Origin of the sequence: Paenibacillus sp. EKM301P, assembly GCF_011800295.1 — a bacterium.
GTDB classification, from domain to species: Bacteria; Bacillota; Bacilli; order Paenibacillales; family Paenibacillaceae; genus Paenibacillus; species Paenibacillus polymyxa.
On record NZ_JAALFM010000003.1, the window covers coordinates 487,094 to 511,052 of the forward strand.

The following is a 23,959-nucleotide window of genomic DNA, read 5'->3' on the forward strand; positions in this document are numbered from 1 at the left end:
TCTAAGTTCTACCCCTTTCCACGTCATTGTACGGAATTTTACGGTTGCTCCTGTAACGTTCTTTGCCCCAAAGCTTTGCCCAAAAATTGCCGTGTCCGTTCTTCCTTCGGATGATTGAAAAACTGCTCCACCGGTCCCTGTTCTACGATCGCACCATGCTCCATCAGCACGACCCGATCCGCTACATCCCTCGCAAAACCAAGCTCATGCGTGACAATAATCATCGTATTGCCTTCACTCGCCACCTTTTGAATCACGGACAGCACTTCATCCACCAGTTCAGGATCAAGTGAGGATGTCGGCTCATCGAACAACAACACCTGCGGATTCAGCGCCAAAGCGCGGGCAATCGCAACACGCTGCTGCTGTCCACCCGAAAGCTGGGCAGGATAATAGGTCATACGATCCTTTAACCCGACCTTTTCCAAAATGCCTTCACTGATCTCCCTTGCCTGCTTGCGATCCATCTTTTTCACACTGGTCAGACCAATCATCACGTTGTGGAGTGCATTCAAATTTTTAAACAGCTGATATTGCTGAAATACCATTGCCGTTGCCATCCGCAGTCCGAGAATGTCCTTTTTTCCGGCCTTGGCCGCATCTACCTTCAGACCATCAATTTCAATGCTACCGCTGGTCGGCTGTTCCAAAAAATTAATGCTGCGCAGCAGTGTGGACTTCCCCGATCCGCTTGGGCCCAGAATGACCACCACTTCTCCCTTACCTACTGTCAGGTCTATGCCCTTTAACACATGATGCTGCCCAAAATGCTTATGAATTTGATGAAGTTGAATCATGCCCTTACTCACTTCTTTCGTAAATTCGAATACGTTTCTCCAGCACAACAAGCCCGCGCTCAATAATGATGCACACCAGCCAGTAGATCAAAGACACCGCAACATAGACCTCAAAAAAAGCCAACGCCCGCGCGCCCATAATTTTGGCCTGCCCCATCATATCGACGACACCTATCATAAAGATAAAAGACGTATCCTTCACTGTACTGATCAGCGTATTTCCCAGGTTGGGCAAAGCCACCGTTAGCGCCTGCGGCAATACAATTTTAAGCATAATCTGTGTTTGGCTCATTCCGATGGAATTGGCCGCCTCAAACTGTCCCCGATCGACCGAATGAATCGCTGCCCGGAACGTCTCCGACAAATATCCCCCCAGGTTCAATGAAAATGAGAGCAACGCAAACAGCTCGGGTGGAATGACGTAGACATTGAATTGCTGCAAGAAGCCATATTCGCTCTGAAAATAATACAAAAACTTGGGTATTCCGTAATATACGAGAAACAGCTGCACAATGAGCGGTGTTCCCCGGATGTACGAGACATACAATGTAGACAAGGGTGCCAAGACAGGCACCTTGTATATCCGGATTAAGGCCGTAGCTAACCCGATGATCGCACCCAGCAGCATGGAGACAAACGCAATCCATAATGTAACGGGGAGATACTCCACGATCTGGGGAAGGCTTTTCAGCATATAATCTAAATCAAACAGCTTTTCCATAGGAACCCCACTCTATTCTTTACATTGTGATTACTGAGGAATAAATTCTCCACCTGTCCACTGTTCAGACAATTTTTTCAGTGTTCCGTCCGCTTTAAGCTCTTTAATAATCGGGTCGATTTTAGCTTTCAGTTCTTCACCCTGCTTATCCTTCTTGAACACTAGATTGATGTTATCGCTTTGCACAGGCTCGCCCACAGCTTCCACCTGTAAGCCTTCCTTCTTGATCGTTGCTGCCGCCATCACTGGATCATTCACATAAGCGTCCACTCGGCCATTTTGCACATCTTGAAGGTTGTCGGACGAAGTGCCTGTATCATTATATTTTAAAATAATTTTGTTACCGTTCTTCGCATTATACTGCTCCAGCAACTGCGTATAGGAATCGCCTACCGAGGCGGCTACCTTCTTGCCCTCCAAATCCTTGAGAGAATGGATATCCGTTCTACCCTTTTTCACAATAATAACCGACTGAGCCGAGAAATAGGACTCATCCGAAAACAAATACTTCTTCTCACGCTCAGGATTTTTGGCAACTTCATCTGCGATGATCTGCACTTTATTCGCATCTAGCGCAAGGAATATCGCATCCCAGCCCGAAGGTACAAATTCAATCTTATAGCCGTCCAGCTTCTTATCGATCTCCTTGACTACTTCCACATCGTATCCGGTCAGCTCATTTTTATCATTCGTAAAGGCAAACGGCGGGTAGTCATTTTGTGTCCCCACATAGAGTACCTTATCCCCTGATGCCGCCTCCTTCGAGGAACAACCACTCAAGGCACCCGTTATTAACACAAGAGATAGCCCAATCGCTGCTACCCAAGCAGATTTCTTCATAAATGACATCCCCTTTTAAAATCCAAGTAATTTACTATGATTTTATATTATAACGAGTTATTCAAATAATACAACTAGCAAATTTCATTTTGATTATCTAACCAGATGCTGCACAAAAAAAGACCCTTGCGGGTCAGTTGTTATCTATGAAGTGGAAGACGGTCTGCTGGATGCTCCGGCAAAATGGACGAAATTAAACGTTGCACAGCCGGGTGAGCAGATTCAAAAATCTGATCTTTCTCAGCACAGTGCTCGACTAATTTCCCTTGTTCCATCACAGCAATGCCATCACAGACGGCGTAAGCCGCTCGAATATCATGTGTGATAAACAGATATGACAATCCAAATGAAGTTTTCAGCTCTTCCAACAGGGATAAAATGCGCATCTGATGAACCATATCCAGACTGCTGACGGACTCATCCAGCACGATCAGCTTGGGTCTGAGCGCAATCGCCCGTGCAATGTTAATCCGCTGTAATTGTCCGCCGCTGAATTGATGCGGATATTTATTCCGATCCTCCGGCTTAAGACCCACCCGCTCCAGCAGATTTTCTACCGTTCTTTTTTGTTCCTGCACTGATAACCGCTCGTAATTGTCCAAGGGCTCTCCGATAATCTGTCCGGCGGTCATGCGAGGGTTTACAGCAGAATAGCAGTCCTGGAATACAACCTGCATATCCCGTCGCAATCCCCTGCGTACTTGAGGACTTCCATTATAGATGTCCTGCCCCTGAAACAGCACCTGACCCTCCTGCGGCTTCTCCAGCCCCAGAATAACCTTGCCCAGCGTGCTCTTCCCCGCTCCACTGGTTCCAAGCAGTCCTAGGCAAAATCCGCTCTCTATGGTAAGCGACACATCAGTGAGCACAGGGAGACGTGATTCGGAGCGGCCCAGCCATTTGCGCTTTCTATAGCTATGAGTTACTTCCTTCACTTGCAGCACATGCATTCGCTCCCCTTTTGAAAGTATCCAACAGGCAACTCATCGCCCTACTGATTTATGCCCTGAAGGGACAACTTAGGTCTGGCCTGCAACAGCATTTTCGTATATTCATGCTGTGGATGGTCGAACAACTGAAACACCTCTGCCTGCTCAACAATACGCCCCCGCTGCATCACTGCCACTTCATCCGCCATTTGGGAGATGACACCCAGATCATGCGAGATCAGCAAAATAGACGTGTCATATTCCGTACGTAAGCGATCCAGTTCTCTCAGCACCTGTAGCTGATTAACCACATCGAGTGCCGTCGTCGGTTCATCCGCAATAACCACTGCTGGCCGCAGGCACATGGAAATGGCGATCATGACCCGTTGCAGCATCCCGCCACTCAACTGAAACGAATAACGCTTCATTAGCTTGGCTGGATTGGGCAGATTCATATTTTCCAAAGCCGTTATAGCAAGATCACGGGCCTGTTGTATGGTTAATCCGGTATGCGTGCGGATCGTTTCCATAAATTGAGCCCCAATCGTATATACTGGCGTAAAAGCTCTCATCGGATTTTGCATAATAAAAGCAATTTCCTTGCCCCGAATGCGGCGCATCTCCTCGGCTGGCATTCCATTCAACTCACGTCCGTTCAGACAGACACTGCCTTCCACATCCATCGTCTGGCGATCCAGTAGCTGGAGCAGCGCGTTACAGGTTACTGTTTTACCGCTACCACTCTCGCCGACAAGACCCAGAACCCGCCCCTTTTTCAGTTCAAAATGGATAGGTTCCAGCAGAGATACCGCCCCTGCATCAGTTTTGAGTTTTACCTGCAAGCCACTGACCTCCAGCACCTGCGTCTTGGCTGTGTCCTCCATCGTTGTCCCCACTCCTGTTTTACTGACGTTTGGCAATTCCATATCGGTCGGACAACGCCTCTCCCAATATATTGAAGGCCATTACCACCACCAGAATCATGAAACCCGGATAAATCATTAATTCCGGATGACTGCGGATGTATCCCGTTCCCTCATGGATCATGGCTCCCCATTCAGGAGTCGGCGGCTGGATGCCTAGACCCAGGAATGACAACGCGGAGATATCCATGATCGCCCAGCCCATCTCTAGCGTACCAATGACCACAATCGGCCGCAGCACATTCGGAATGATGTGCCGCCGGATAATGGCCCCTGAGGAGGAGCCGCTAATCCTTGCGGCCGCTATAAAATTCTGCTCTTTCAGACTGACGACCATATTGCGGCACATTCGGGCATAGTACACCCACTGCACCAGCATCAAGGCAAACAACACCTGCATGAGACCTGGCCCAAAAATACCAACAATGCCGAGCACAAGCACCAAGTTGGGAAACGCCATAATGCCTTCGCAAAACCGCATCAGTACACTATCGACCCAACCGCCCAAATAACCTGCAACTGATCCGATCACAACACCGATACTAAGCGAGGACAAGAAAATTAATGTCGCAAAGCCGAGCGAAATTCGCGCTCCATACAGCAGCCGGGATAGATTACACCGACCCAGATGGTCCGTCCCCAGCCAATACTCTTTTGAGGGGCCTTCCAGCTTATGCAGTAAATTGACTTTAACCGGATCATGAGGAGCCAGCCATGGAGCCAGCGCCATTATGATAAAAAGGGCTACCAGCACGATAGAGCAAACCACGATTACCTTTTGACCTTTGAACATTTTACGCAACCTTATCATCACTGCTCTGCTCGTCCCTTCGAAGAAATTCGGGGGTCCATATACAAATGCACCAGATCAACGAGCAAATTGCATACGATGAACAGGCATGCCGCCAAAAACACATAGCATTGTATGACGGGAATATCCCGGTTAAAAATGGCTTCCACGAAATAACGGCCAAACCCAGGCCATGAAAACACCTGCTCCACAATAATCGTTCCAGTCAGCAACTTGCCCAGGTTCATGCCCATACTTGTTATTAGCGGAGTAATGGCCATTTTGAATATGTGCCTGAGCATAATCACCCGCTCGCGTATTCCTCTGGTTCTGGCATACTGCACATACGTTTCCTGAAGCTGTTCCAGCACACTGGAGCGCAACAGACGCGTATATAAAGCAATCAGAACCAGCGACAGAGTCAACGTCGGCAACACCAGATGCTGCCACGTTCCCCGACCCTCTACAGGTAGCCAGTCCAATCGTACAGAGAAAAAGAAGATTAACAAATATCCCAGCCAGAACTGGGGAATAGATGCCCCGAAATACGAAATCCCTCGACTCAGTATGTCGATCCAGCCATTTTTACGCATCGCCGCCAACACACCCAGCGGAATGCTCACCACGATGGATAATGCCATGCTGCTTAAGGCCAGCTCAACAGTGGCAGGCAATCGAGCCTTCACCTCATCCCACACTGGCTTGTTGGTCAGATACGAACTACCAAAGTCCAACCGACTGATTCTTTGAAGTGTATGCATATACTGTGTCAGCAATGGCTGATCCAGCCCGAACTCATGCCTTTTCTGCTCCAGAATTTCCGGGGTAGGATAAATATGAGCAGCCGTCAAATAAGCTTCAGCCGGATCAACCGGTGAAATGTGAATGAGTGCAAAGGTAACAAGGGTGGCAAAGAGAACAATAGGAATGACCGCTACCATTCGCTTCCCGATATAGCTAATCATAGTTGTCCTCCTATCCTGTAAATTAACGTTACCTTCCCGTTTCAGTTACTTTCCAATTTCAATTCCCTCAAATGGATTTTCATCCCGATTAGCTGGGAATACAAAATTAGTAATCTTTTTCTGATACACTGCCGTCTTCTTAATATACGAAATAGGTACAATTGCAGATTGCTCCTGAAGTGTCTTCAGGATTGAGGCGTACAGCTCCTGACGCTTGGTTTCGTCTGTCGATGAAAGTGCTTCGTGTACTTGCTGATCCAGATCCTTCTTCATCGGAAGGGCGCTCAGCACCTCAGAAATTCCGAAGCTCTTCTTGGCAATAACATTAATAAAGGAATGCGGATCATAAGGCGCACCATAGTTGTACCAGAAATACAGATCAAACTGGTTGGATCTAAGCCGCTTGATTTGAACCGTCAGCTCCAGTCCGGTCAGATTCACTTTGACACCCAGCTCTCCCCATTCAGCCTGAATGGTTTCAGCCATCGCCTTTTGGATCGGATCGGTCTTATCGAAAATCAGCTCAAAATCCAGCTGTTGTCCGTCTTTCTCCCGTACTGTGCCGCCTGCGGGCAGCTTCCAGCCAGCCTCATCCAACAATGCTTTGGATTTTTCCACATCATAGCCTATTGGCTGTAAGTCGACATTCGTATACGGGTAGTTTTTGGATAAAACCGTATCCGCTGTTTCCTCGAGCCCCGAGGTTACGCCTTCCACCATCGCCTGCTTGTTAAATCCATGCTGGAGTGCTAGACGTACCCGAAGGTCTGCCAGCTTGGGATTGGACGAGTTGAGCAACAGGCTTCTTGTGCCGACAGGCTCGGACAGCGTGGTAACATACTGATTCGTGTCGCGAAGCTGTTTGAAAGCATCCAGGCTAATAACACCTTCTCCATAAATCAGATCCAGGTCGCCTTTTTCAAAGGCCATTACACGTGTTTCACCATCGGGAATAATTTTGACCGTAATTTTGTCCACCTTCGGTGCAGTACCCCAATAATTCGGGTTACGCTTAAAGGTTGCATACTCATCCTGCTTGTATTCATCCAGCATCCAAGGTCCTGTACCTACAGGTTTCTTAATTCCTTTGGACGTATCTCCATCATCCGGGAACCCGGCTTCACCCAAAAAACGGAACGGGCGAACGACAGACAGATCCTGAATAACTGGGTAGTATGGCTCTTTGAGCGTCATTCGGAACGTACTGTCATCTACAGCTTCAGTTTTATCGAGAACGCCTACTATACCAAGCCAGCTATGCGTTTTCTCATTTTTCATAATAGCGTCAAAGTTCTTTTTCACAATCGCCGCATTAAATAGCGTTCCATCGGAAAATTTCACACCTTTACGCAGCTTAAACGTATATGTCTTGCCGTCCTTGGATATGGTCCAAGATTCAGCCAAAGCAGGCTCTAGCTTGCCTCCTTGCTTGTAGCTGACTAACGGCTCATAAATCATGGATTGTGCAAATAGCTGGGAAGGGTTGTATACGTGAGGATTCATTGTACCAATGTCCCGTGGCCACGATAGCGTGATCGACTTTTCATTGGCAGCTCCGTTAGTAGAGGTGGATGCAGGTGTGTTCTCCTGCTTCGCGCAGCCCAGAATAACGGATAATAAGAGGAGCGTCACCAACATAAAGGTGGCAGTCTTGCGGTGTCGAACGGACATCAATGTATTTCCCCTTTTCTATATATGTGATAATGATTATCATAATCATATTTAGAATAGGTACCACATTATATTTTGTCAACAATATTCGACAAGCAAAGCTCTTATTTATTTTGAATTTGTATAATATTAAATTTATGGATTAATCCGCCAACGTTTGAAATAGAGTACGCGTGTATTCATGCTTCACTAGCTCTTCATCCCAATCCTCAAATATTTCCACGATCTCTCCCTGAACCATGACGGCAACACGATCACAGAACGTACGGGTGGATTGAAGATCATGGGTGATGAAAAGATAGGACAACTGACGTTCGAGCTGCATTCTTTTGAGCATGTTCAGCACGGAGGACTGGGTTGTCGTATCCAGATTGGCGACGGATTCATCGAACAGGATGATTTCTGGTTCAACGGCCAACGCCCGAGCAATGCACACCCGCTGTTTTTGTCCACCGCTTAGCTGCGCAGGGTATTTTTTCAGACTGTCAGCCTCTAACCCTACCGATTCCAGTAAGGAAAGGCAGATATCCAGTGCCCTTACTTTTCGCTCAGGAAAATAGTTCCGGATCGGCTCCATCAGAATATCTCGAATGGTCATACGGGGATGCAGTGAGGAGGCCGAGTCCTGCGCGACTAACTGGATTCGTTTGTACAGATGAATATCTTTCATCCTTCCGGTATGTATGGGCTGCTGATTCAGCCAGATTTCCCCCGAGGTCAACGACTCTAGCCCCAGGATACACTGTGCCAGCGTACTTTTGCCACTTCCGCTTTCTCCAACCAGTCCAAGGCATTCTCCCTGTCGTAATTCCAAGCTCACTTTCTTTATAGCCTGCTCACTGTGTTTCGTATTGAACCAGCCTTTTCTCCGTCTGCGGACAGGATAAGCTTTGGTGACGTTCTTCAATTCCAATATCACGGTTGCATCCTCCCTTCCGGGGTCATCTCCAATACTCGATCTGCTACGCGACTCATACCCTGACGATCATGTGAAATTAACAAAATAGTGAGCTCGAAATCCTCTCTCAACTGTAAAAGCAATGACAGAACCTTGTCGCGGTTGATCACATCCAGCGCTGTAGTGGGCTCGTCGGCAATAAAGAGGCGCGGGCCGGAGCTTAACATTGCAGCCAGCAGCACCCTTTGGCACATACCTCCGCTTAGTTCAAAAGGATATGATGACAGAATATACTCAGGATCGGCAAAACCGACCTTGCGGAGCAGAGAACACAAATAAGCTTCCTGCCCTGGAGTAGTGCGGCCTCCAGCCAGCTCCGTGACACGGTTCAGCATCTGTCGCATCCGTGACATTACGCCCTGTCGTCGATGGGTCTGCTGTGATGCAGTGTGGGACGGGGCAAGATCAGCCTGTCCCTGCTCCTTCTGGGCGTGCATTTGGCGCCGCCTGTGCAGTCTAAGCGTATCCGTCAGCTGGGCGCGGACGGTACGGATCGGATTCAGCCCGCTCAGCGATTGTTGAATGAGCAGGGCAATATCCTCACGGCGCAGTCTTTGCCAGCGCTGTTCATGGAATGGGATAATGTCTTCCCCGTTATAGTAGATGCACCCTTGCGTAACACCAACACTTGGGTCCAGCATACCCGCGATTGCGTGTGCGGTCAGGCTCTTGCCACATCCACTTGGTCCAGTCAGAGCCACAATTTCCCCTGGGTAGACGGAAAAGTTCACATCTCGCAGTAGCGGATTGCTCTCGCTTCCGCTTGCTCCTGCACCTGTACGACTAATCTCCAAATGTTCCACGTGTAACAACGGTTTTTGTACGTAAGCTCGCTCTATCGTATCCTTCCACCCTATGACTGGTCGTTTTCCCACTATTTCGCCGCCCCCTTTTCTGAAAAATGATCACCCAGAAGCTGGCAGGCAAGCACAAACAGCATAATCGCCAAACCCGGAAAGATCATAACATGCGGAGCCACCTGAAAATACGAGGTTGCATCATGCAGCATCACGCCCCACTCTGGCTTGGGCGGCTGTACACCCAATCCAAGAAAGGAGAGTCCAGCGATCATCAACACCACGTGTCCAATATCCCATACCGCATATACCAATAATTGCGGCCATACTTGTGGCAATACATAACGTCTTAGTATGCGCACGTGTGAATTGCCGGACAAACGGGCATACCGTACATAGTCCTCCTGGCAGGCTTTTTGAACCAAACTACGGATATAGCGGACATAGCCCGCCCACCGTACCGCAATAATCGCTAAGGTCATGTTGACGAAACCCGGCCCCAAAATACCCACAATCGCCACCGTTAAAATAATATCGGGAAAAGCCAGTACGCCATCGATTCCCCGCATAATCAGCTGATCCACGCGTCCTCGCACATAACCAATGAGCATGCCTGTGGGCAGACTAATACACAGCGTTGCTACCGTAATCGCACAAGCGATTAACACGCTTGTCCGAATTCCATAAATGAGCCGTGACAGCACATCCCGACCCAGATGATCCGTACCGAAAGGATATTTACGGCTGGGTGGTGCCAAACGGTTCAGAAGGTCCACATGCAGAGGATCATGCGGAGCGGCCCAGGGAGCCAGCAACCCAAGCAGCACGATCAGGCCAAACAGTGCGCCCCCTGCCAGCAAGCTTCCTCTAAAGGAAAGCCGTATCTTTTTCATTTTCAGCTTCCCCCTTAACGCAAACGCAGCCTTGGATCTATCACCGTCTGGACCACATCCACCAAACACTGAACACCTACAATTAAAAACGCGGCAAACATAACATATCCCTGAATCACCGGGTAATCCCGCTGCGTAATTGCATCTATAAAATACTTTCCTAACCCTGGCCATGAAAAAATGGTTTCTACGATGACGTTACCTGCCAGCATAAATGATAGATTCGTACCTAATAGCGTGATCATAGGCAGAACGGCATGTTTAAATATCTCAAAAAAGAGAATATGCATACGTGAAAAACCGCGAGCTCTCGCTGCCTTCACAAAATTCCGGTCACTCAGCTCCAGCATCTGAGCACGCAATACACGGGCTTGCACCGTTCCCAATCCTGCACCAAGCGTCAGCGCTGGGAGCACTAAATGTGTCCAGTCCTCCCTTCCCATGGATGGGAGCCAGCCCAAGCGAACGGAAAATAGATAGATCAGCAGAAACCCAAGCCAAAAAGAAGGAATTGACGATCCCAGCAAAGCGAACAGCCTGCCCAGACGATCTAGTGGACCGCTGACTTTTAGCGAGGCAGCCAGTCCCATCCCAAGCGTAAGCACCGCCATGACGGCAAAGCCCGCCAAAGCTAGCTCCACCGTAGCGGGCAGTCTGCTCCATAGTTCGTTTAGCACTGACTCCTTGGACACATACGAGGTTCCCCAATGTCCTGTGAACACATCCCTCAGCCAGTTCACATATTGAATATGAAGCGGCTCATTCAAGCCCAGTTCGTTTCGCAGCGCGGTTAGCGCCTCCCCAGAAGCAGGAACATTATGCGCGGTGAGCAAAATGAGAGCAGGGTCACCAGGGGCCAGCCTCATCAGTACAAAAGTCAGCGTAGATACAACGAATACAATGATGGGCAGCTGCGCCACACGTTCCAATATAAAACGAATCATAGGATACGTTGCTCGTTATTCCGCAATATCAGATTGCGCTGTAATGTAGTAATACTCGATCGGATGCGGTGTAAAGCCCTTTACTCCTTTTTTCACACCAAACACATTGTCAGGGTGCACAATGAACGACTGCGGTAAATCTGTATTGATGATATCCAGCGCTTGCAGTGTTACCGCATTACGCTGTGCGGTATCCTTCGCCAACTTCAGGCTGTGAAGAATATTCTCCAGCGGTTTGGAAGCATAACGGCTTACATTCGCTTCACTTGTAGAGGAGTAGAACATGTCCATAAAATACTGCGGCTCCCCTGTATGGGCCGTGAGCATGCTGTACATAGCAAAATCCCAATCATTTTTGGTCAATGCCTCGTCGATATTTTCCACCTTGCGAATCTTGACCTGGATCCCCTCATTCAGCAATTGGCTCTGAATCACCTCAGCCATGACGGATAGCTCCGGACGCTGTGGGAAGGTCAGCAGCGTAACCTCGAATGGCTTGCCCTGCTTGGTCCACGTACCTTGGGCATCCTTCTGCCAGCCATCCTTCGTCAACAACTGCTCCGCCGTTCCGTCCAATGCTTTACGCTCAGTCTTACCGAAGGGAAGAATGCTCGGAAACGGGCTGCTTGCTTCCGTACCGAAGCCTCTCATGACGGCGCTCACAATGGACGCGCGCGGAATCAGACTGTCCACCACCTTACGGTTGGTTGCATCCTTGAACACAGGTGATTCCATGTTGTACACAATCATATGGGTGCGCAAGGATGGAGCCGACAGCACTTGTAGCTTGTCGTTCTTTTTTAATACCTCTGCGTTATCTACCGGAATATCCGTCGCTACATCCACCTCACCAGATTGCAACGCCATCAGGCGCGAATTACCGTCCGTAATGAATTTCATCGTCGCTTCGGCCAATCGCGCCTTTTCGCCCCAGTATCCGTCATAACGCTCGACGACCAAGGATTGATCCTTGTTGAAGGCTTTGATTTTAAAAGCACCTGTCATTGCAGGGTAGCTTTGCTCATCTTTCATGGATGCCACATCCAGTACAATCGTTGACGGATCAGCCAAATTGGATACCAGCGCTGCATTCGGCTGGTTTGTCGTAATTTTCAGCGTCAGCGGACCAGTTACATCAATGGACTTCACATCCAGTAAATCCTTCGCCAGATGGCTTTTCTCGATTGAGCGCAGCAAAGATGCTTTTACACTTACTGCATCCATGCTCTTTCCATTATGAAACGTGACCTTATCCTGCAAGCTGAACGACCACACGTTAGGGCTGTCATGTTTCCATTCCTTGGCTAGCCAAGCTACAGGTTCCAGTTTTTCATTCAAACGAATGAGTGTCTCACCGGCACCGGAACGCATCACGTCCCAGCTATTATCTCCATGCGGATCGACGCCGGACGGTTTCCACGTATACGCCATCACCAGCTTTTTATCTGCTTGAGTCTGTTGTGCAGACGTGTTCTCACCCTTGCCCGAGTTATCCTCCGTCTTCGTGGCTGCGCCACATCCCGAAAGAGTCATAACTGCCATCAGCAGCAGCAATCCTGTACATATGAACCATGAACGCCTATTACGATTGCCTATCATCCCACATTTCCCCCTCTATCTTGTAAAATCGTATAAACCTAACACAAAACGCGAAAAAGCATTCCCGACCACCTGATCAGCAGTCAGAAATGCTTTCATTATAAAATGTCAAAACTCACCTCAAAGCCAGCTCCAAAAACATAGAAGGGATCAGATCGGTTTCAGACATTCCGTATGCAGCACGCCTAACCACCTCCCCAGCATCCCGTGGGTCTGACAGTGATGTCAAAACAGGCAGGTCTCCTGACTCCAAGCGTATCTTTCAGGCCTTCCCGGTTCCTCACAGTTCCAGTGGCTTGTTCTGAAAGCTCCAGCAGTACCCTGCTGATGCCTGTATACAGTGGCGGGTCCGTGTCGGAATCTACCGAACTTCCCTTTTAAGTGAACACGCTCAACAACTATCTACATCGTCTCTACGAAACTTCGTATATAGAGTTGTCCGGCTCACACCTGTTTTCTTCCTTTATTCCTTTTTATTACGATTTAGGATTATCTTATTTTGTTGCTACTGGCTTGTCAACAAATGTTGCGTAATAATTTAAATTTGAATGATATAGTGTGAATCAAGGCCAAGGCTATTCATTGCTTGCGCGCAATTGAAGGTATGTCTTAACGTTGCGTGCACACAATTCACGTGTTAAAATTAGGTATAGAGATAACCACCGTATCCGTATACTAAAAAGAGCCTTCGCCGCTCCAACGGCAAAGACTCTTAGGACTTGAAAGGCTGTGGATCACCACCACGGCGCGCTGCATAACTGAATGTTAATGCGAACGAAACCCACCGTTAGGGGCCAACCTAATTACGCGGTGGGTTTTCGCTTGTTCCGAAATTTCCGACGCAGCCAGCGATAAAGCTTACGAATACTAAACACCAGGCTTAGTAACGTAACCATCCAACGCAGCACATCATAGCACGACACAAGGTTGACCATCGGCTTCACCCCCTTTCGGGAAGCTGCGCCGTGATCCGAAAACATCCACCACTATCCAAAGTCCTTAAGGTAGATTATACCATGCCTCTTCCTACCACTCTAGCAAATTCCTCTAGTAGATAAACCAACCTAAAAGTGCAACTGGAAAACGCACCAAACTAAGCTCCCCATTTCATCCCGCAGCTTTATCTATATGTCCCCGGACGGCAAGGGGGTATATTATTTAGGCAGCACCTCCCTGAAAAATCAGGAGGAAGGGCGCGGCGTGTACTATTATGACTTCACTTCGAAAATCCAAACCCCGATCTTCATACAGAAAGAGGGTTTTATCAATAATTTCATGCTGCTTAATAAATAACTAGTTCTGGATAACCCCATGCCAAACAGCCGGAAAAGAGGCTACGCCCTCTCTCCGGCTGTTTTTGTTTATTTCCTATTCATCAAACCTTCTGTGGAACTTCTGAGACATTAACGCCTTTGACCGATTCACCCTGTTTTCTTGCCAAAACAATGTTCAAGACAATTGCCGTAATCGAGCCAGATACGATGCCGTTTTGCAGCAGCATTTTGGCAAAGCTCGGCAGTTGGTCGAACATTTGCGGCAGAACAGCTGAGCCTAGGCCCACGGCAATACTGCATGCTGCAATCAGCAGATTGCTTTCTTTCCGCAGATCCACTTCTGACAAAATAGACATGCCTGATGCAGCAACCGAGCCAAACATGACGATCATCGCCCCGCCCAGCACAGCGTTAGGAATCACTGTCGTCAAGGCAGCCAGCTTAGGCAGCAAACCGAGGACGACCATAATGCCGCCAGCAGCAAAAATAACGTTACGGGATTTGACGCGAGTCAGCGAGATTAGACCCACATTTTGGGAGAAGGCCGTGTAAGGGAACGCATTAAAAATACCGCCCAACATAATTGCAAGTCCTTCCGAACGAAGTCCATTGACGATTTGCTTTTGCTCCACTTTCTGATCAATCGCTTTACCTACTGCCAGATAAACCCCTGTAGACTCGACCATGCTCACAATATTGACGATAATCATCGTACATACTGCCATAATGCTAAACTCCGGCTTACCAAAATAAAACGGCTGCGCAATACTCACCCACGAAGCATCCGCTACGGGAGCAAAATGCACCATTCCCATCGCATAGGCGACTACAGTACCTGCGAACAGACCAATAAGAACGGAAATCGAGCGTAAAAAGCCCTTGGCTACTCGATTGACAAGCAGAATAACCAGTAGTGTAACCAGCGCCAGCAGCAAATTACGCGGCTGTCCAAAATCCGCGCTGCCCTGACCACCCGCTACATTGTTCATCGCCACCGGAATAAGGGATAGACCGATAATCGTAACGACCGAGCCGGTAACCACTGTTGGGAAAAAGCGTAACAGTTTGCCATACAACGGTGCCGCAAGCACCACAAATATACCGGACAAAATGATGGCACCGTACGCTGTCGCCAGATTTGATGTCGAAGCAATTGCGATAATGGGTCCTACTGCCGTAAACGTACAGCCCAAAATGACAGGCAGTCTACTACCGAAAAAGCGTGTGCCCATAATTTGTAATAACGTAGCAATCCCGCAAGTGAATAAATCAGCAGCCACTAGATAGGCCATCTGAGCTGGCGTCAGGTGCAGTGCTCCCCCTACAATTAGAGGGACAGCAATGGCTCCGGCGTACATCGCCATGACATGCTGGAAACCCAGCGCAAATAATTTTTGTTTACTTAACATCCCACATTCTCCTTAACGGGAGGAATTACCGTGCCAGCTTCCTCTATAAAATGGACTTCGCCCGGTGCCATGGAAGCGATACGCGCTAGAGAACGTACGGCAATACCTCTTTGCTCCAACAGTCCACGGCCTTCCTGAAAGCTCTTTTCAATTACGCAGCCAACTCCGGCCAGCTCTGCTCCTGCTTCCTTCACAATATCGGTAAGTCCGACCAAAGCTGCACCAGTTGCCAAAAAATCATCCACGATCAGCACATGGTCGCTGGCATCGAGATATTTTTGGGAAATGCTCACCTGATAGGTTTCCTGCCGAGTGAACGAATGAACCTCTGCGAAGTATACCTGTTCATTCAGCGTGATCGCCTTCTTTTTCTTCGCATAAATGAACGGTACTCCCAAAGCAATAGCAGTGGCCATAGCAAATTGAATACCACTAGCTTCAATAGTAAGCACCTTGGTAATTGGAGCACTGCCGAACAGACGTGCGAACTCCTTACCAATCTCCAATGCTAATGCTGTATCCACCTGATGGTTCAAAAATGAATCTACCTTTAACACCGTATCGGATAAAATTTGTCCCTCTTGACGAATACGTTCTTCCAAAGCTTTCATTATGCGAATATCGCTCCTCTGTACTTAAAATAGAATAAAACCTGCAAAAACCAAAAAAGGACAAGCTCCCTTGAGTCGTTTCTCAAGTGAAGCCTGTCCTTGGGGTCGTAATCCCTGACGGATTGGCGCACAAATAAAATGCCCGCATTCATCCGAAGCTGATGCGCTATCACTCATAGTCGGACGATTACAGTGGTCATCCGGTAGAAACTTTTGGGCCATATCCCCAATATTATACGAGTCATATGAAATTGATATCTTGTATACTACACCCTCTGGCGGGCGGTTTCAAGACTATTTTTCATACAAACAGCGGCATTTGGAGAACCTTCCACAATTTGAATATCGCAACAACACACCGATCCCTGTTTGAGGTATATATATAGTAGAAAGCAGATATTAAAAAACGAAAAACAATACAAAACAACATTTAAAATTAATTTCATTTTTAAATTCAAAAGAAAAACCAAAAATTATACTTCCGTTTATGTTGACTGCACAGACAAACGGAAGTAGTATGGAATTAGTTAAGAAACAAAAGGCAGTCTTTCAGGCTGCCGGGATTTCATCCATGCAAGGAGATTAGATATGAACAACTATCTTGCTGTTGATATTGGAGCTTCAAGCGGAAGACTCGTGAGTGCAACTCTACAAGGTGAACAAATTCACTTGCAAGAACTTCATCGTTTCAACAACTCCTTTACTGAGAGGAACGGGCACGATTACTGGAATATAGACAATTTATTTGATGAGATCATCCAGGGACTACAAAAAGCCAAACAAAACGGGATTGACTCCTGTACGCTCGGCATTGACACATGGGCTGTAGATTACGTGTTACTTAATAAGGAAGGTCATCGCATCCATGAGGTGTACGCATACCGCGATGCACGCACTCTACATGCCCCCGATAAGCTGCACCAGCTCATCAGCCGAGAAGAGGTATATGAGAAAACGGGCATCCAGGAACTAAACTTTAATACCCTATATCAACTGTTCGCCCATGATCGGGAACAACTCGCCCAAGCAGATAAAATATTGATGGTACCCGATTATCTGTACTATCGCCTGACAGGCATTATGGTCAATGAAATGACCAATGCATCCACGATGCAGCTTCTCAACGTGAACACCCGAGAGTTTGATGAGGACCTGCTCTCCCTGCTCCAGCTTCGGCGCAATCAATTTTCGGAGCTGGCTGAGCCTGGTCGTGTTCTGGGCTCCATCTTGCCGGAGCTTGTTCGGAAATACGATCTTCCCGACTGTCAGCTCATCCTTGTGCCTACACACGATACCGCCTCAGCGGTTGCAGGTGTTCCATCATCGCGAGAGGAGTCTTGGGCTTATATCAGCAGCGGAACATGGTCGCTATTGGGTATGGAACGATCCCAACCCTTGAATACCGAGACAGCTATGCAGGCGAACTACACCAATGAATGGGGCGCTTACGGCACGTACCGTTTTTTGAAAAATATCATGGGCTTATGGATGATTCAGGAGGTTAGAAGAGAAGGTGGTTCTGCACATAGCTTTGCCGAATTGGCCCAATTGGCTTCAGCAGAGACACCGTTTGTCAGTCTCGTCCTCTGTAACCAGTCCTCTTTCTTAAATCCGGATAGTATGACCCTTGAGATTCAGAGGTTCTGTGAAAAAACCGGGCAGCCTGTCCCACGCACACCTGGCTCGCTCGCCCGCTGTATTTTTGACAGTCTGGCCTTAAGCTACCGGGATGCTTTACATGAGCTACAACATTTAACAGACGAAACGATTACCAGATTGCACATTGTCGGCGGAGGCGCTAACAACGAATTACTATGTCAGCTAACAGCCGACCTTTTAGAAATTGAGGTTCAGGCAGGACCTTCCGAATCGACGGCCATCGGCAATATTGTCGTGCAATTAATCAGCTCTGGTGCTCTTGGAGATCTGAAAGCTGCTGGCCGAACCATAGCCAATTCCTTCCCGACTCGGCTATATGAGCCGCAATCGGTGGAAGGCATGGGAGAGCTTCTGGATCGCTGGGAACGCCTCAAGATACAAGCAACACCCCCTATTCACATATCTCAATAAAGGAGTAAAGCCATGAACGAAGCCATTGAAGCGAGTTATAACGAAGCGAAAAAGCTGTATGCCCGCCACGGTATTCAGGTGGATGACGTTTTACGGAAGCTCTCACAAATCAAAATATCACTGCACTGCTGGCAGGGAGACGATGTGCAAGGATTCCTGTTCAAAGATAAACAGCTTAGCGGGGGAATTGCCGTAACAGGTAGCTACCCGGGCAGAGCAGGTACGCCAGATGAACTACGTCAGGACTTGGAAAAAGCCCTATCGCTCATCCCTGGTAAACACAAGGTTAATCTGCATGCGATCTATGCAGATACTACAGAACAAGTAGATTTGGATCAACTGGAGCCACGCCATTTTCAGAACTGGGTAGACTGGGCCAAACAGCAAGGGCTTGGACTTGATTTTAATCCGACCCTGTTCTCCCACCCCAAAGCGGAGGACGGCTTCACCCTAAGCCACAAGGACCCGGAAATTCGCGATTTCTGGATCACACACTGTAAGAAATCACGCAGAATTGCAGAATATTTTGGAAAGGAACTCGGTCAGCCTTGTGTCACAAATCACTGGATGCCGGATGGTTACAAGGATACCCCGGTGGATCGCTTGGCTCCAAGAGAACGTCTGCGGGATGCTCTGGACGAGATTTTCAGCGAGGAAATTAGTGAAGATTACAACATCGATGCAGTTGAAAGTAAACTGTTCGGCATCGGTTCGGAAAGCTATGTCGTCGGCTCTCATGAGTTCTATATGGGTTACGCCCTGACACGGGGGAAATCTATCTGTCTCGATTCTGGTCACTTCCACCCGACAGAAGTCATTTCGAACAAACTGTCCTCTGTGCTGATGTTCACCGATCAATTATTGCTACACGTCAGCAGACCTGTTCGTTGGGATAGCGATCATGTCGTGACGATGGACGACGAATTGCTGGACATTGCCCGTGAGCTCGTTCGCGGTGAGCTGCTTTCCCGCACTCATATCGGCCTTGATTTCTTTGATGGCAGTATCAACCACGTGGCTGCATGGGTCATCGGAACACGCAACACCATCAAAGCGTTGCTTCGCGCCATGCTGGAGCCGATTGAGGAACTGAAAAAAGCCGAAGAGGAAAGAGACTTCACTACGCGACTTGCCCTGGTCGAAGAGTTTAAATCCTATCCGTTTGGGGCTGTATGGGATTACTATTGCGCTCAAAACGGCGTTCCCGTTCGTGAGGAATGGCTAACCGAGGCTAAAAACTATGAACAACGAGTCCTGCTGAAACGGTAACTACTGCACTGATCATTTTATATTCATATCATCCAAAGGGAGAGATCATCCATGACTACTGTGCTGGAGAATCAAAAAGAACGAAAATCAGGACTGGATATCCCATTTGTTCGCGAGATGGCGGAAATTACGCAAAACATGTGGAAATTCGGCTGGGATGAACGCAACGGAGGAAATGTAAGCTATATTCTGGATGAAGCCGAGGTTGCCAAATATATTGATATTCATAAAGTCATTCGAACGATTAAACCTGCTTTCCCCGTGAATGAACTGGCAGGCAAATATTTTATCGTCACTGGATCAGGCAAGTACTTCAAAAATGTTATTGCCGATCCGGAAGCCAATTTAGGAGTCCTGCGTGTATCCCAAGATGGTGAGCAGCTAGAAATTTTGTGGGGCCTCGAGCATGACGCGGTTCCTACCAGCGAATTGCCGTCTCATTTTATGAGCCATATTGAGCGCTTGAAGGTCGATCCTAACCATCGGGTTGTAATCCATAATCATGCCACCCATGTCATTGCCATGACCTTCATTCATAGTCTGGACGAAAACCAATTCACCAAAACGCTGTGGGAAATGTGTACCGAATGTATCGTAGTCTTTCCAGACGGTATCGGTGTAATCCCTTGGATGGTGCCAGGCTCCAGCGAAATCGGCCGTGAAACAGCGAAAAAAATGAAGGATCATCACGCTGTATTATGGCCTCATCACGGCATTTTCGGAACAGGTAGCTCCATTGATGAAGCGTTTGGCCTGATTGAAACGATTGAAAAGGCAGCGCAAATTTATATGCTGATTGCTAAGCATGATATCCAGCAACGGATTACAGATCAGGAGCTATCAGATCTGGCTAAAGCCTTTAATGTTACTCCAAAAGAAGGAATCCTGAACGTATAAACACAGGCTAATCGTATAACGCAGAACTCTATAAGGCTCCACGGCTCGTCTCAAACCAGCCATGGAGCCTTTACCGTTTTAATTTTATAACCCTAAATTCCAATGAATTAACTTGTAATTGTACTTTCCTTTATATACAATAAAATCAAAATTCCCTTATCTCCACCAAAGGAGAGGTGACAATGATGATAAGAACAAAAAATGAAGATCACTTCGACATCGTGGAAGACCATTATTTCACAACAACCGAACTGGAAAAATCCAGTGCCATTTGGCCAGTCAGACTGGGTATGGATATTTCGAAGACAAGCTGTCATGTCGGCCCCAAGGCTGTCCCTTATTTTTATTTTATTTTTGTACTTGAAGGTCAAGCTGAGTTCATTTATAAGGAAGAGAAGTATCGTGTGCAAAAGTCTGATGTATTCTGTTTTTTTCCGCATCTTGCCCATGAATTTTACACCGACCAAGAGCACCCGTTACAAAAGGTATGGATTGCCTTTGAGGGACCGAAATCTCTGGCGTTGCTGGAGCGGATCGGGATCAACCCCTCTAAGCCATTTATAGCTAACGCAGTGAGCGAGGAAATCCTCGAACTGATCTCCAACCTATTTTCCATCGCCAACGACCACAACAGACAGGGCAGCGATCTGGCCCGCTTAATTACACTACATCAGATCTTCGAGGAGTTGTCCCGCAACACATCTGGTGCTCTGCGCAACTCTGTATGCTCTGATTATTGGCTCCAGCAGGGGAAGGATTACATCGAAATGCATTATTGTGACCGTGTTACAATTGAGCAAATTGCTGAGCATGTAGGTGTGGATCGTGCGCATTTTTCACGTAAATTCCATTCTACCTTCCTTATCTCCCCCGCCAAATATTTGCAAACCCTCAAGATTAACGAAGCGAAAAGATTGCTGGAACAGACCACTTACAATCTGTCGATCATCGCCCAATCTATCGGTTATACCGACATGTCCACCTTTTCCAAGGCATTTAAGAAAACAGCAGGAATCCCACCCCGAGAATATCGCTTCCGGCATCAGTCCCGGCAAGAGATCCGCACTGCCAACGCTTAGTCGGAATCCAGCAACGATACAGGAGAACCACCATCATACGGCGGCTCTCCCTTTTTTATGACCTGATCCTAATTTGTACTTGGTTCTGAGCGCTATCAACGCTATAATAGGCATCAAACCAACAGGAAAGGTACGTGAATTCCATGCTGCGATTTAATGCTATACGTACAGGTTATCTGCTGGGCATCTCACTGATACTGGCTGCGATTATTTATTTTTTCGCCTCCAATTGGGGCGGACTGGATCGGACAGCCAAAATTGTGCTAGCTATTGCGCTTATTGTTTTGTTCTATGGCTTGTCTTTTGTATTTGCACGTGTTCGTGCTGTTCCCGGGCAACAAGCTTTTCTGTCCAATATATTTCTGCTGGCTGGCTGTGTAGCCTTCGGCGTTTCCGTGGCGTTACTCGGTCAAATTTACAACTCCCATGCAGACAGCTATGGATTGTTTCTCATTTGGTCAGTGCCGGCTTTACTGCTTAGCTGGATCACCCGCTATAATCCTTTTTATATGCTGTCTTATGTATTGATTCATTTGGGGGTATGGCTTTATTTTTATCCAACGATGCAAAGCGCGGCTTATAGCCAACTGGAATCGTTGTCCATTGCTGGAGTGTTCGCAATATTCAATCTGGTGCTATTTCTATTGACGTTTCTTCAGCGTATACATTCTGCTCCACTACAATATATCAGCTTTACTGTTCTCCATATAGCTATGTTGGCGATGACCAACTCCTTTGCATTCGATGGGTATGGCCTGATCATGAATATACCGCATATCGCTGTGATTGCTTTAGGATTTTATATATTTATCAAGGTTCGGCTGAATAAAACGTTACTGACCTTGAATGCATTGGCGCTCTCGGCTTTTGCTGTCTTTAAATTTATAGAGCTAGCAGAGGCGTACTCTTCATCTCTATTCTTTGTTTTCGGTTTGATTTTTGTGGCACTGCTACTGACGGGTAACGTATGGTTTTTTCGTTATTTAAATCGTTTGGGAAAACCGTCTCCGGAGGCTGGAGAAATACCCAATGAGAACAAAGAAGATATCGCAAAATCCGATGCGCAGACAACTGTTTCCGAAGACCGCAGTAGTGAATGGATCAGCAAAACCGTATCCCGTGTAATCAAAGTGGTTGGAGTATTGATTGGCAGTATATCCCTCATTGGACTGATTATGATTAGCACGAACGTAAATCACACCGAATATGTACTGCTGAGTGTGTCTTTGCTGCTGATGATTACGATGATTGTCATACCGGAGTCCAAGCTGGATTCTGTAGTCCGTTATACACTGCTGACCATCAGCTATATTACCGGTCTGGCGGCCATTCTATGGTCAGACCAGACGTTACTTTCAGTATTATTTCTGATCGTTTCCATCGCCGGATGGTTTCGCTCCAAGGGGAAAAGGCAGCAATTTTTTGCCTATACTTTTGTAAACCTGAATATGGCGACTGTTTTATTAAAGCAGTATCAAGAATGGTATGGTTGGAACTGGACCTATGAATTCATCATCTTCGCCCTATTCGTGCTCAATGCCGTGTTATATGGGGTAAGCTACTTTGTGCTCAAGACAGAGTTAAAAGAACATCTTCGGGATAGCTCATTATTCTTCAGCTTATTGTTCCTGTTTTGGGCGACGTTTTTTGAGGATGTCATTCCACACTCTTATATGTTCATTAATATTTTTTATTTTGTTATCGTTACATGGATGGTCTTTGCCTTTATTCGTCACAAACACAAATCGCAGGCCATTACGAGCGTCGTATTCTGGTTTATTTTTATCGGCTTCAAATACTATGATTTATTGTGGACGCTGCTGTATAAATCTTTTACACTGGCGCTGCTGGGGATCGTTACACTCGGAATTACCTGGTGGTTCGATCGACGAATGGCTCATAGCGGCAAAGCAGCATTCGATGCCGACCACCGCAGCTTTATGCGCTTAAGCCCGTTACTCATTGCCATCGTCATCGTACTACAGCTGGGGATTATCGGCTATCAGACGGCGAGAAGTGAAACCCTGCTCGCCACAGGTGCCTCCGTTAAGCTCAAGCTGGCTCCTATAGATCCGCGTTCCCTGTTGCAGGGCGACTATGTGGCACTGAATTACGATATTTCTACCCCTCCTTCCAAGGACCCTCTTCAGGAGAAGGATTGGAACCGAGGCAAAGTTAAAGTCGTTCTCACACCAGATAGCCAAGGAGTATACATCTCTGATCGTCTATATCAAGATGGTGAAGTGCTTGCCAATCATGAAATCATTCTTAACGGACAATGGAATGGTTCTCGTATTCTGTACGGTGTTGAGAATTATTTCATCCCTGAAGGAACCGGGCGTACTGTTGAACAGAACGCTCGTTACGCCTATATTCGGGTCAGCCGCAATGGAGATGCGTTGCTGGAACGTTTGGTGGAAAGCTGATCTGGATTGGCAAAGAGATAGAGAGGTAGAGAGGTAGAGAAATAGCGAACGAAGCGAGGCTTTAGAAATTCATTCTTTACAAAAAGCAGGCTGAACC

Annotated in this window: 21 protein-coding genes and 2 riboswitches; of the genes, 5 read left to right on the forward strand and 16 right to left on the reverse strand. The window is 47.4% G+C overall.

Annotated elements, in window-relative coordinates:
- Nucleotides 1–38 precede the first annotated feature (38 nt).
- The 16 genes from HFD99_RS10390 to HFD99_RS10460 all read right to left on the reverse strand — a co-directional run bounded on the left by HFD99_RS10390 (nucleotide 39) and on the right by HFD99_RS10460 (nucleotide 16,121).
- Entirely contained in the window at nucleotides 39–797 is a 759-nt protein-coding gene (locus HFD99_RS10390; RefSeq protein WP_016822613.1) for an amino acid ABC transporter ATP-binding protein, read from the reverse strand.
- 4 nt (nucleotides 798–801) lie between these two features.
- Nucleotides 802–1,518: an amino acid ABC transporter permease gene (locus HFD99_RS10395; protein ID WP_016822612.1), complete on the reverse strand. Its 717-nt coding sequence runs from the start codon at nucleotides 1,516–1,518 to the stop codon at nucleotides 802–804.
- Nucleotides 1,519–1,548: 30 nt separating this feature from the next.
- On the reverse strand, nucleotides 1,549–2,358 hold the full coding sequence (locus HFD99_RS10400) for a transporter substrate-binding domain-containing protein (RefSeq protein WP_016822611.1): 810 nt from the start codon (nucleotides 2,356–2,358) through the stop codon (nucleotides 1,549–1,551).
- A gap of 140 nt (nucleotides 2,359–2,498) precedes the next feature.
- Nucleotides 2,499–3,308, reverse strand: a complete 810-nt coding sequence (gene nikE / locus HFD99_RS10405) for a nickel import ATP-binding protein NikE (protein ID WP_016822610.1) — start codon at nucleotides 3,306–3,308, stop codon at nucleotides 2,499–2,501.
- A 41-nt stretch (nucleotides 3,309–3,349) separates the two neighbouring features.
- Nucleotides 3,350–4,171, reverse strand: a complete 822-nt coding sequence (locus tag HFD99_RS10410; protein ID WP_016822609.1) for an ABC transporter ATP-binding protein — start codon at nucleotides 4,169–4,171, stop codon at nucleotides 3,350–3,352.
- A 19-nt stretch (nucleotides 4,172–4,190) separates the two neighbouring features.
- On the reverse strand, nucleotides 4,191–5,021 hold the full coding sequence (gene nikC, locus HFD99_RS10415; RefSeq protein ID WP_039269211.1) for a nickel ABC transporter permease subunit NikC: 831 nt from the start codon (nucleotides 5,019–5,021) through the stop codon (nucleotides 4,191–4,193).
- Complete coding sequence (nikB, locus tag HFD99_RS10420; protein WP_123797802.1) at nucleotides 5,021–5,965, reverse strand: nickel ABC transporter permease subunit NikB; 945 nt, start codon at nucleotides 5,963–5,965, stop codon at nucleotides 5,021–5,023. Before nikB (HFD99_RS10420) ends, nikC (HFD99_RS10415) begins: the two co-directional genes overlap by 1 nt.
- A 45-nt stretch (nucleotides 5,966–6,010) precedes the next feature.
- Nucleotides 6,011–7,636, reverse strand: a complete 1,626-nt coding sequence (nikA, locus tag HFD99_RS10425) for a nickel ABC transporter substrate-binding protein (protein ID WP_016822606.1) — start codon at nucleotides 7,634–7,636, stop codon at nucleotides 6,011–6,013.
- A 142-nt stretch (nucleotides 7,637–7,778) separates the two neighbouring features.
- Nucleotides 7,779–8,555, reverse strand: coding sequence for an ABC transporter ATP-binding protein (locus HFD99_RS10430; RefSeq protein WP_123797803.1), 777 nt, complete (start codon nucleotides 8,553–8,555; stop codon nucleotides 7,779–7,781).
- Nucleotides 8,552–9,469 carry an ATP-binding cassette domain-containing protein gene (locus tag HFD99_RS10435; RefSeq protein ID WP_031462488.1) on the reverse strand — a complete coding sequence of 306 codons (918 nt, stop codon included), beginning with the start codon at nucleotides 9,467–9,469 and terminating at the stop codon, nucleotides 8,552–8,554. The genes HFD99_RS10430 and HFD99_RS10435 overlap by 4 nt, the downstream gene beginning before the upstream one ends.
- Nucleotides 9,469–10,284 carry a nickel transporter permease gene (nikC, locus tag HFD99_RS10440; RefSeq protein WP_031462489.1) on the reverse strand — a complete coding sequence of 272 codons (816 nt, stop codon included), beginning with the start codon at nucleotides 10,282–10,284 and terminating at the stop codon, nucleotides 9,469–9,471. Before nikC (HFD99_RS10440) ends, HFD99_RS10435 begins: the two co-directional genes overlap by 1 nt.
- 14 nt (nucleotides 10,285–10,298) lie before the next feature.
- The gene (nikB, locus tag HFD99_RS10445) at nucleotides 10,299–11,228 is read right to left on the reverse strand and encodes a nickel ABC transporter permease (RefSeq protein ID WP_025366176.1); all 930 of its coding nucleotides are present in this window, start codon (nucleotides 11,226–11,228) and stop codon (nucleotides 10,299–10,301) included.
- A 15-nt stretch (nucleotides 11,229–11,243) separates the two neighbouring features.
- Nucleotides 11,244–12,827, reverse strand: coding sequence for an ABC transporter substrate-binding protein (locus HFD99_RS10450; protein WP_123797804.1), 1,584 nt, complete (start codon nucleotides 12,825–12,827; stop codon nucleotides 11,244–11,246).
- A 216-nt stretch (nucleotides 12,828–13,043) separates the two neighbouring features.
- Nucleotides 13,044–13,248, reverse strand: a riboswitch (cobalamin riboswitch).
- Between the two features lie 382 nt (nucleotides 13,249–13,630).
- Nucleotides 13,631–13,762, reverse strand: coding sequence for a hypothetical protein (locus tag HFD99_RS25930; protein ID WP_016822600.1), 132 nt, complete (start codon nucleotides 13,760–13,762; stop codon nucleotides 13,631–13,633).
- Between the two features lie 440 nt (nucleotides 13,763–14,202).
- Nucleotides 14,203–15,510, reverse strand: coding sequence for a nucleobase:cation symporter-2 family protein (locus HFD99_RS10455; RefSeq protein ID WP_016822599.1), 1,308 nt, complete (start codon nucleotides 15,508–15,510; stop codon nucleotides 14,203–14,205).
- Complete coding sequence (locus HFD99_RS10460; protein WP_016822598.1) at nucleotides 15,504–16,121, reverse strand: xanthine phosphoribosyltransferase; 618 nt, start codon at nucleotides 16,119–16,121, stop codon at nucleotides 15,504–15,506. Before HFD99_RS10460 ends, HFD99_RS10455 begins: the two co-directional genes overlap by 7 nt.
- 156 nt (nucleotides 16,122–16,277) lie before the next feature.
- Nucleotides 16,278–16,381: riboswitch (purine riboswitch) on the reverse strand.
- A gap of 328 nt (nucleotides 16,382–16,709) precedes the next feature.
- On the opposite strand from HFD99_RS10460, the gene rhaB reads away from it, so the two are divergent.
- The 5 genes from rhaB (at nucleotide 16,710) to HFD99_RS10485 (ending at nucleotide 23,862) form a co-directional block, all read left to right on the forward strand.
- Nucleotides 16,710–18,191, forward strand: coding sequence for a rhamnulokinase (rhaB, locus tag HFD99_RS10465; RefSeq protein ID WP_123797805.1), 1,482 nt, complete (start codon nucleotides 16,710–16,712; stop codon nucleotides 18,189–18,191).
- Between the two features lie 12 nt (nucleotides 18,192–18,203).
- Nucleotides 18,204–19,460: an L-rhamnose isomerase gene (gene rhaA, locus HFD99_RS10470; protein WP_123797806.1), complete on the forward strand. Its 1,257-nt coding sequence runs from the start codon at nucleotides 18,204–18,206 to the stop codon at nucleotides 19,458–19,460.
- A gap of 51 nt (nucleotides 19,461–19,511) precedes the next feature.
- Nucleotides 19,512–20,357, forward strand: a complete 846-nt coding sequence (gene rhaD / locus HFD99_RS10475) for a rhamnulose-1-phosphate aldolase (RefSeq protein WP_123797807.1) — start codon at nucleotides 19,512–19,514, stop codon at nucleotides 20,355–20,357.
- A 182-nt stretch (nucleotides 20,358–20,539) separates the two neighbouring features.
- A complete protein-coding gene (locus HFD99_RS10480; protein WP_123797808.1) occupies nucleotides 20,540–21,436 on the forward strand; it encodes an AraC family transcriptional regulator in 897 nt (298 codons plus the stop codon).
- Nucleotides 21,437–21,579: 143 nt separating this feature from the next.
- On the forward strand, nucleotides 21,580–23,862 hold the full coding sequence (locus HFD99_RS10485; RefSeq protein ID WP_185094050.1) for a GDYXXLXY domain-containing protein: 2,283 nt from the start codon (nucleotides 21,580–21,582) through the stop codon (nucleotides 23,860–23,862).
- Nucleotides 23,863–23,959 lie beyond the last annotated feature (97 nt).

Coding starts and splice junctions, on each gene's coding strand:
- HFD99_RS10390 (WP_016822613.1), bottom strand. CDS start 797: ATGATTCAACTTCATCAAATTCATAAGCATTTTGGGCAGCATCATGTG.
- HFD99_RS10395 (WP_016822612.1), bottom strand. CDS start 1,518: ATGGAAAAGCTGTTTGATTTAGATTATATGCTGAAAAGCCTTCCCCAG.
- HFD99_RS10400 (WP_016822611.1), bottom strand. CDS start 2,358: ATGAAGAAATCTGCTTGGGTAGCAGCGATTGGGCTATCTCTTGTGTTA.
- nikE (WP_016822610.1), bottom strand. CDS start 3,308: ATGCATGTGCTGCAAGTGAAGGAAGTAACTCATAGCTATAGAAAGCGC.
- HFD99_RS10410 (WP_016822609.1), bottom strand. CDS start 4,171: ATGGAGGACACAGCCAAGACGCAGGTGCTGGAGGTCAGTGGCTTGCAG.
- nikC (WP_039269211.1), bottom strand. CDS start 5,021: ATGATAAGGTTGCGTAAAATGTTCAAAGGTCAAAAGGTAATCGTGGTT.
- nikB (WP_123797802.1), bottom strand. CDS start 5,965: ATGATTAGCTATATCGGGAAGCGAATGGTAGCGGTCATTCCTATTGTT.
- nikA (WP_016822606.1), bottom strand. CDS start 7,636: ATGTCCGTTCGACACCGCAAGACTGCCACCTTTATGTTGGTGACGCTC.
- nikC (WP_031462489.1), bottom strand. CDS start 10,284: ATGAAAAAGATACGGCTTTCCTTTAGAGGAAGCTTGCTGGCAGGGGGC.
- nikB (WP_025366176.1), bottom strand. CDS start 11,228: ATGATTCGTTTTATATTGGAACGTGTGGCGCAGCTGCCCATCATTGTA.
- HFD99_RS10450 (WP_123797804.1), bottom strand. CDS start 12,827: ATGATAGGCAATCGTAATAGGCGTTCATGGTTCATATGTACAGGATTG.
- HFD99_RS25930 (WP_016822600.1), bottom strand. CDS start 13,762: ATGGTCAACCTTGTGTCGTGCTATGATGTGCTGCGTTGGATGGTTACG.
- HFD99_RS10455 (WP_016822599.1), bottom strand. CDS start 15,510: ATGTTAAGTAAACAAAAATTATTTGCGCTGGGTTTCCAGCATGTCATG.
- HFD99_RS10460 (WP_016822598.1), bottom strand. CDS start 16,121: ATGAAAGCTTTGGAAGAACGTATTCGTCAAGAGGGACAAATTTTATCC.
- rhaB (WP_123797805.1), top strand. CDS start 16,710: ATGAACAACTATCTTGCTGTTGATATTGGAGCTTCAAGCGGAAGACTC.
- rhaA (WP_123797806.1), top strand. CDS start 18,204: ATGAACGAAGCCATTGAAGCGAGTTATAACGAAGCGAAAAAGCTGTAT.
- rhaD (WP_123797807.1), top strand. CDS start 19,512: ATGACTACTGTGCTGGAGAATCAAAAAGAACGAAAATCAGGACTGGAT.
- HFD99_RS10480 (WP_123797808.1), top strand. CDS start 20,540: ATGATGATAAGAACAAAAAATGAAGATCACTTCGACATCGTGGAAGAC.
- HFD99_RS10485 (WP_185094050.1), top strand. CDS start 21,580: ATGCTGCGATTTAATGCTATACGTACAGGTTATCTGCTGGGCATCTCA.